The organism is Streptomyces phaeoluteigriseus (genome assembly GCF_001896135.2).
Classification (GTDB): Bacteria; Actinomycetota; Actinomycetes; order Streptomycetales; family Streptomycetaceae; genus Streptomyces; species Streptomyces phaeoluteigriseus.
Window position 1 is genome coordinate 658,272 of sequence record NZ_MPOH02000019.1, and the last position, 7,125, is coordinate 665,396.

6 protein-coding genes and 1 pseudogene are annotated in these 7,125 nt (G+C 73.0%); 4 read left to right on the plus strand and 3 right to left on the minus strand.

The genetic code is table 11. The annotated features are described in order from the left end of the window. The first annotated feature begins 6 nt into the window (after positions 1-6). Positions 7-1,202 (plus strand): annotated as a pseudogene (locus BM536_RS32610) (SfnB family sulfur acquisition oxidoreductase). A 34-nt stretch (positions 1,203-1,236) separates the two neighbouring features. Next, positions 1,237-2,376: an LLM class flavin-dependent oxidoreductase gene (locus BM536_RS32615; RefSeq protein ID WP_094103818.1), complete on the plus strand. Its 1,140-nt coding sequence runs from the start codon at positions 1,237-1,239 to the stop codon at positions 2,374-2,376. Here BM536_RS32615 and BM536_RS32620 read toward each other — a convergent pair. Then, positions 2,271-3,407, minus strand: coding sequence for an acyl-CoA dehydrogenase family protein (locus tag BM536_RS32620; protein WP_094103819.1), 1,137 nt, complete (start codon positions 3,405-3,407; stop codon positions 2,271-2,273). The genes BM536_RS32615 and BM536_RS32620 overlap by 106 nt on opposite strands. A 401-nt stretch (positions 3,408-3,808) precedes the next feature. Here BM536_RS32620 and BM536_RS32625 point away from each other — a divergent pair, with 401 nt between their 5' ends. Both BM536_RS32625 and BM536_RS32630 read left to right on the plus strand, forming a co-directional pair. Next, the gene (locus BM536_RS32625; protein ID WP_094103820.1) at positions 3,809-5,131 is read left to right on the plus strand and encodes an aldehyde dehydrogenase family protein; all 1,323 of its coding nucleotides are present in this window, start codon (positions 3,809-3,811) and stop codon (positions 5,129-5,131) included. A 251-nt stretch (positions 5,132-5,382) separates the two neighbouring features. Then, entirely contained in the window at positions 5,383-6,273 is an 891-nt protein-coding gene (locus BM536_RS32630) for a glycoside hydrolase family 19 protein (RefSeq protein WP_073492555.1), read from the plus strand. A gap of 353 nt (positions 6,274-6,626) precedes the next feature. On the opposite strand, the gene BM536_RS45050 is transcribed toward BM536_RS32630, so the two are convergent. Both BM536_RS45050 and BM536_RS45055 read right to left on the minus strand, forming a co-directional pair. After that, on the minus strand, positions 6,627-6,842 hold the full coding sequence (locus tag BM536_RS45050; protein ID WP_425444705.1) for a hypothetical protein: 216 nt from the start codon (positions 6,840-6,842) through the stop codon (positions 6,627-6,629). Beyond that, on the minus strand, positions 6,833-7,084 hold the full coding sequence (locus tag BM536_RS45055; protein WP_425444706.1) for a pyridoxamine 5'-phosphate oxidase family protein: 252 nt from the start codon (positions 7,082-7,084) through the stop codon (positions 6,833-6,835). Before BM536_RS45055 ends, BM536_RS45050 begins: the two co-directional genes overlap by 10 nt. Positions 7,085-7,125: the final 41 nt, after the last annotated feature.

The following is a 7,125-nucleotide window of genomic DNA, read 5'->3' on the forward strand; positions in this document are numbered from 1 at the left end:
GCCACCATGACCGCCCAGGAGAGCGCGCATGTGATCGCCGACGACGCGGAGGCCCTCGCCGTCGCCGCCGTCCTGGCCGACGAGTTCCGGACCGGAGCCGCCGAGCGGGACGCCGAACGTCGCCTGCCCCGAGCCGAGCTGGACCGGCTCTCGGCCTCCGGCCTGCTCGCCGTCACCGTCCCCGCCGAGCACGGCGCGCGGACGTGAGCGCGGTGACCCTCGCGGAGATCCTCCGGCTGCTCGGCACCGTCGACGGCAGCCTCGCGCAGATCCCGCAGAGCCACTTCGCCTACGTCAACGTGATCCGCCGGCAGGGGACCGAGGAACAGCGGAAGTTCTTCTTCGCCGAGCTGCTGGCCGGGCGCCGCTTCGGCAACGCCCAGTCCGAGGCGGGCACCCGGCACGTCCAGGACATCCGCACCCGCCTGGCGCCGCGGCCCGACGGCTCGTACACCCTCACCGGCGTCAAGCACTACTCCACCGGAGCGCTCTTCGCCGACTGGATCCCGGTCCTGGCCCGCGCCGAGGACGACACGCTGCACGTCGCCTACGTGCCCGCCGGCGCACCCGGTCTCACCGTCGTCGACGACTGGGACGGCATGGGACAGCGCACGACGGCCAGTGGCACCGTCCGCCTCGACGGTGTGCCGGTCCCTGGTGATCGGGTCCTGCCCCACCACCTCACCTTCGAGGGGCCGCAACTCCACGGCGCGGTGGCCCAGTTGCTGCACGCCGCCATCGACACCGGCATCGCCGCGGGCGCCCTCGCGGAGGCGGCCGAGTTCGTGCGGACCAAGAGCCGGCCCTGGTTCGAGAGCGGTGTCGAGACGGCCGCCGAGGATCCACTGCTGATCCAGCGCTTCGGCGAGCTGTCCGTGCAGCTGAGGGCGTCGGAGGCACTCCTGCGGGAGGCCGCCCGCACGGTCGACGCGGCGGGCGCCGGGTTGACCGACGACACGGCCGCCGAGGCGTCCGTCGCCGTCGCCGCCGCGAAGGTGCACGCGGCGCAGACGGCCGTGGAGGTGGCGAGCGCCCTGTTCGAGGTGTCCGGCACCCGCTCGGCGCTGCACGCCCTGAACCTGCACCGGCACTGGCGCGACGCCCGCACCCACACCCTGCACGACCCGGCCCGCTGGAAGCTCCAGCACATCGGCCGGTACGCGCTCAACGGGACCCGCCCGCCCCGCCACGGCCTCCTCTAGCCGGCTGTCGGACATCGCTGATCGGAGACCCCACGTGTCCCTCACCTTCCACTGGTTCCTGCCCACCAACGGCGACAGCCGTCATGTCGTCGGCGGCGGCCACGGCACCCCCGCCACCGCGTCCGGACGGGACCGCCCCCCGACGGTGGGCTATCTGAGCCAGATCGCCCGCGCCGCCGAGGACCTCGGCTTCGAGGGAGCGCTGACGCCGACCGGCGCCTGGTGCGAGGACGCGTGGCTGACCACCGCCATGGTCAGCCGGCACACCGAACGGCTGAAGTTCCTGGTCGCGTTCCGGCCCGGCTTCGTCTCGCCCACGCTCGCCGCACAGATGGCCTCGACGTTCCAGCGGCAGACCGGCGGACGGCTCCTGCTGAACGTCGTCACCGGCGGCGAGAGCCATGAGCAGCGCGCCTACGGCGACTTCCTCGACAAGGACGCCCGCTACCGCCGTACCGGCGAATTCCTCCACATCGTCCGGGAGTTGTGGGAGGGCAAGGCCGTCGACCTCGAGGGCGAGCATCTCCGGGTCGAGGACGCCAGGCTGGCGCGCGTGCCGGACCCCGTCCCCGAGGTGTACTTCGGGGGCTCCTCGCCGATCGCCGGCGAGATCGCCGCCCGGCACGTGGACGTGTACCTGACCTGGGGCGAGCCGCCCGCGCGGGTCGCGGAGAAGATCACCTGGATCCGGGGGCTCGCGGCCCGGCAGGGACGGACCCTTCGGTTCGGCATCCGGCTGCACGTCATCACGAGGGACACCTCCGAGGCGGCGTGGGCGGAGGCCGACCGGCTGCTCGCCGGCTTCGACCCCGCCACCGTGGCCTCCGTCCAGGCGGGGCTGGCGCGCAGCGAGTCCGAGGGACAGCGGCGGATGCTCGCCCTGCACGGCGGCGACCGGAACGGACTGGAGATCCACCCCAACCTGTGGGCCGGGATCGGGCTGGTCCGGGGCGGTGCGGGAACCGCGCTGGTGGGAAGCCACACGGAGGTCGCCGACCGGATCAAGGAGTACGCGGCACTGGGCATCGAGGAGTTCGTGCTGTCCGGGTATCCGCACCTGGAGGAGGCCTACTGGTTCGGCGAGGGGGTGCTGCCCCGGCTGGCCGCGGACGGGCTGTGGAGGCATCCGGCGGGGGAGCTGGGGGCTTGCGTGCAGGTACCGTTCGCCGGCTGACCCCGGACGACCAGGGCGTCGAGGTGGGCCCCGCGTGACTGCGGCGTCTGGCCCTGGACCATGAGGAACAGGGCCTCGCGCGCCAGCCGTTGGGCCCGGTTCGCCAGCGACAGGGAACGGCCGCCGCCCGCCACCACCGCTGCCGTCGTCGCCGCGTGCAGCACCTCGTACGCCCGGACCCTGAGCGCCAGACGCTCGTCCAGGTGCTCGTCGGCGACCGGGTGGTCCGCCAGCGCGTAGGCCCGGTCGCGAACCTCCGTGAGGCGGGCGCGCAGCGGAGCCGCCGTGTCCTCGTCCAGGAGGGCGAGGGCCGTCTCCGCCACGCCGAACACCGCCGGGTTCGCGGCCACCGTCTTCGGCCGATCCGTGGCCGCCCACCGGGCGAACGGCGTCCGCAGGGCCACCGCCTCCTCCGGCAGCCGGAACCCGTCCAGCTCCAGGGAGACGGTGCGGGCCGCGGTGAGCGCGGTCAGCCGCATCGGCGGCGACGCCCGCAGCCCCGGCTGCTCGCGCGCCTCGGTGAAGGCGAACAGCGCCTCGTCGGCGTCGGTCACCCCGGCCAGCAGCATCACGTCGTTCAGCCCCCACCCCGTGTACCAGGGGACCCGCCCGTCGAAGCGCCACCCGTCCCCGTCCCGCGTCACCCGCACCGGCGTCCTCGGATACGCGCGCAGATGGGCGTACGCCACACCCGACAGCAGCTCACCGCGGGACAAGGGGCCCAGCAGCCGCTCGCGGACCGGGCCCGCGCTCCTGGCCAGCGTCAGCACCGGTGTGTGGTGCTGCGTCTGCACGAACCAGGTCGAGCAGCAGGCCCCGGCGAGGATCTCCGCCGTCTCCCGCACCACCGACGCGGGCGCCGCCGAGCCGCCGTACTCCGTCGGCGCGTTCACCCCGAGCAGGCCCGAGCGCCGGATCTCCGCGAGATGACCGGCGGGTACCTCCGACTGGTCCACCTCTTCGGCGTGCGGGGCGAGGAGCGTGCGGGCGAGGTGCCGGGCCCGGGTGACGAGCGGGTGCGGTGCGGTCATGGACACGATTCTTCCTGTGCCGCCGCGCGGGGTGTCGATCCGGGGGTGTGGCGTTCGTGCAGGAGGTGAAGGGGCACCGCGGCACGGCGATGCCCCGGACCCACCTCACCCCGCGCGGCCAGGACTACCGGAAGCGCGTCGACCGGGCCGCGCGCACCGCCTGACCCGCGCGTGACGCCGGCGACGGCGACGAGGAACTGCTGCGGACGCTGCGGGGCCCCCTCGCCGGGACGCTGGACGCGTCGGCACGCGTGTAGCGGCCACCTCACGCAAGGTGACGGTCGAGGAGGGGAATGTATTTCGGCTCATGAAAGGTTGGTATATACATCGAGTGGGCCGAGTCGACCGCTCGCTCCCTGAACCCAGGGCTGAGAAGCCCGCGCACCACCAGCGAGGCACCCGTGACCACCGCCACCCCCGAGCAGCCCGCCGACGTCGTCGCCCGGCTGCGCGCCACCTTCCGCACCGGACGCACCAAGCCAGCCGCCTGGCGCACCGGACAGCTGCGCCGACTGCGCGAGATGCTCACGGAACGAGGCGCCGACCTGGCAGCCGCCCTCCACACCGACCTCGGCAAGAGCGTCACGGAGGCCTACCGCACCGAGATCGACTTCACGGTCCGCGAGATCGACCACACCCTCGACCACCTCGACGACTGGCTGCGTTCCGAGCCCGCCCCGGTCCCCGCGCACCTCGGCGCCGACGCCCGCGCCTGGACCCAGTACGACCCGCTCGGCGTCGTCCTCGTCATCGCCCCCTGGAACTACCCCGCCCAGCTGCTGCTCGCCCCGCTCGTCGGCGCCCTGGCGGCGGGCAACGCCGTCCTCGTCAAGCCCAGCGAACTGGCCCCGGCGACCTCGGCGGCCCTTGCCCGGCTGCTGCCCGCGTACCTCGACACCGACGCGGTCGCCGTCGTTGAGGGCGGCATCCCGCAGACCACGGCCCTGCTGGCCGAGCGCTTCGACCACATCTTCTACACCGGCAACGGCACCGTCGGCCGCGTCGTGATGCGCGCCGCCGCCGAGCACCTCACCCCGGTGACCCTCGAACTCGGCGGCAAGTCACCGGCGTTCGTCGACCGCGGCACCGACCTCGCCGTCGTCGCCGACCGGCTGGCCCGCGGCAAGTTCCTCAACGCCGGCCAGACCTGCGTCGCCCCCGACTACGTCCTCACCGACCCCGAGACCGCCGCCGCGCTGGAACCCCTTCTCGCTGAGGCCGTCGAGAAGGTCCACGGTGCCGACCCGCAGACCTCCGGCGAGTACGGCCGGATCATCAACGAGCGCCACTTCGACCGGCTCACCGGCCTGCTCGGCTCCGGCCGGGTCGTGGTCGGCGGGAACAGCGACCGTGCGGACAAGTACATCGCGCCGACCGTCCTCGCCGATGTCGACCCCGCCTCGCCCGTCATGCGGGAGGAGATCTTCGGCCCGATCCTGCCGATCGTGACCGCCGACGGCCTCGACGCGGCGATCAGGTTCATCAACGACCGCGACAAGCCCCTCGCGCTGTACGTCTTCTCCGAGTCCGAGGAGACCCGCGCGCGCATCGCCGCCGAGACCTCCTCCGGGGGCCTGGGCCACGGCCTGCCGCTGGCTCATCTCACCGTCCCCGACCTGCCGTTCGGAGGAGTGGGGGAGAGCGGCATGGGCAACTACCACGGCCGGTACTCGATGGAGACGTTCAGCCACCGCAAGGCGGTGCTGGAGAAGCCGCTGAGCTGAGCCGAACCCGGGCGCGACTCCGGTGCGGGACGGAGCGCCCGGGAGCATCCAGGCAGCCGACCCGGCCGTGCTCCGGCCGGGTTGACTGGTCTACACCCTTGACTGGTACAGACCAAAGCGGTTGAGTGTGGCTCCACACCCCCCACCACGGCCGCCCCCGCGCCGCGACCGGTCCCACCGGCACGCGCACCAGGCCGGGCTCCGCCCTGCCCGCGCCGGGGACGGCCGTGCCCCGCGAAGGAGTTGATCCCGTGTCGAGGCGCCGTATCTCCGCGGTCGTGACCGCACTCGTCCTCTCCAGCGCCGTACCGGTGCTCCTGCCGGCCACGAGCGCGTCCGCCGCCACCTGTTCGAGCTACCCGAACTGGGTGGCGGGCAAGGCCTACCGCACCGGTGACATCGTCCGCTACACCGACGGCAAGGCCTACATCGCCGAGCACGACAACCCGGGCTACGACCCCGTCATCAGCACCTGGTACTGGGAGCCGTACGCCTGCGACAACGGCCCGGGGACGCCCGTCGGCACCTTCGTGGTCACCGAGGCGCAGTTCAACCAGATGTTCCCGGGCCGGAACTCCTTCTACACCTACAGCGGCCTCACGGCCGCCCTCAAGGCCTACCCCGGCTTCGCCAACACCGGCAGCGACACGACCAAGAAGCAGGAGGCCGCGGCCTTCCTCGCCAACGTCAGCCACGAGACCGGCGGGCTGGTGCACATCGTCGAGCAGAACACCGCCAACTACCCGCACTACTGCGACTGGAGCCAGCCCTACGGCTGCCCGGCCGGCCAGGCGGCGTACTACGGGCGCGGCCCCATCCAGCTCAGCTGGAACTTCAACTACAAGGCGGCGGGCGACGCACTGGGCCTCGACCTCCTCAACAACCCCTGGCTGGTGCAGAACGACGCGGCCGTGGCCTGGAAGACGGGCCTGTGGTACTGGAACACCCAGAACGGCCCCGGCACCATGACCCCCCACAACGCCATGGTCAACGGCGCCGGCTTCGGCCAGACCATCCGCTCCATCAACGGCTCCCTGGAGTGCGACGGCAAGAACCCGGCGCAGGTGCAGAGCCGGGTCACCAAGTACCAGCAGTTCGCGCAGATCCTCGGCGTCTCCCCCGGCGGGAATCTGTACTGCTGACCCGGACGGTGTGCGCGAGGCTCCGCCGATGACCTGGGAAGCCGTCACCGCGGACGCCGCAGGCCCCTGGAGACCGGGCGACACGCCCGTCGGCCGCGTCGGCTCCGGCGCGATGAGGTCGACGGGCGACGCCGCCCTCCACGTCGCCACACCGGGCGACCGTGACCGGTCGACCGTGACCGGTCGACCGCCGTCCGACGCGGGGCGGTCGACCTCGGCGTCGGCCACAGCGCGCACCTCGCGCGAAACGCGGCGGCGGGCCCCCTCCGGCCGACGAACCCAAGAGCTGGACCGCCTGAAACGATGCCCACGCGAAGGCGGGCTGAGGGCGACGTCCGGGGGCGTCGGTACGGCTACACGGCCCACACCCCTCGCGCATCACATGCCGCCCGCGCACGCTCGCGCTCCTCCCGCCAGGCCTGCACGTCACGTGGCCGCACCCGGAAGAAGGCGTACGCCGCGCCGTCCGAGCGAGGATCCCACCCCGTCTTCGCGGCGAACGCCTCCACGGCCGCGGCCGGCACCTCATCTCCCGCGTACACCGTCACGTCCCCGTCGATCAGCACCACGTCCCGCGTGTCCCCGAACGCCAGCCGGGCCGGCCGCCGTCCCGGAGATTGCGGCCGGTGGGGTTGGTGAGCCGTGTCGACAGCCACAGACACTCCCCGTCCCAGACGAACCACAGCGCGACGAGACACGGCACGCCGTCCGGTCCGGCCGTGGCCACCCAGATGTCGATCTCCCGTTCCAGCCGGTCCAGGACGTCCGCTCTGCGCTGCCGAGGGCCGCGAAGCGGCTCGATGATCTCCATACCGGAACGCTAGCCACCCGCCCATCCCTCCCGCCTCGGTC

Bases quoted from the DNA above. Each gene is read 5' to 3' on its own strand.
- BM536_RS45055 (WP_425444706.1), bottom strand. From the start codon at position 7,084: ATGGAGATCATCGAGCCGCTTCGCGGCCCTCGGCAGCGCAGAGCGGAC.
- BM536_RS32620 (WP_094103819.1), bottom strand. From the start codon at position 3,407: ATGACCGCACCGCACCCGCTCGTCACCCGGGCCCGGCACCTCGCCCGC.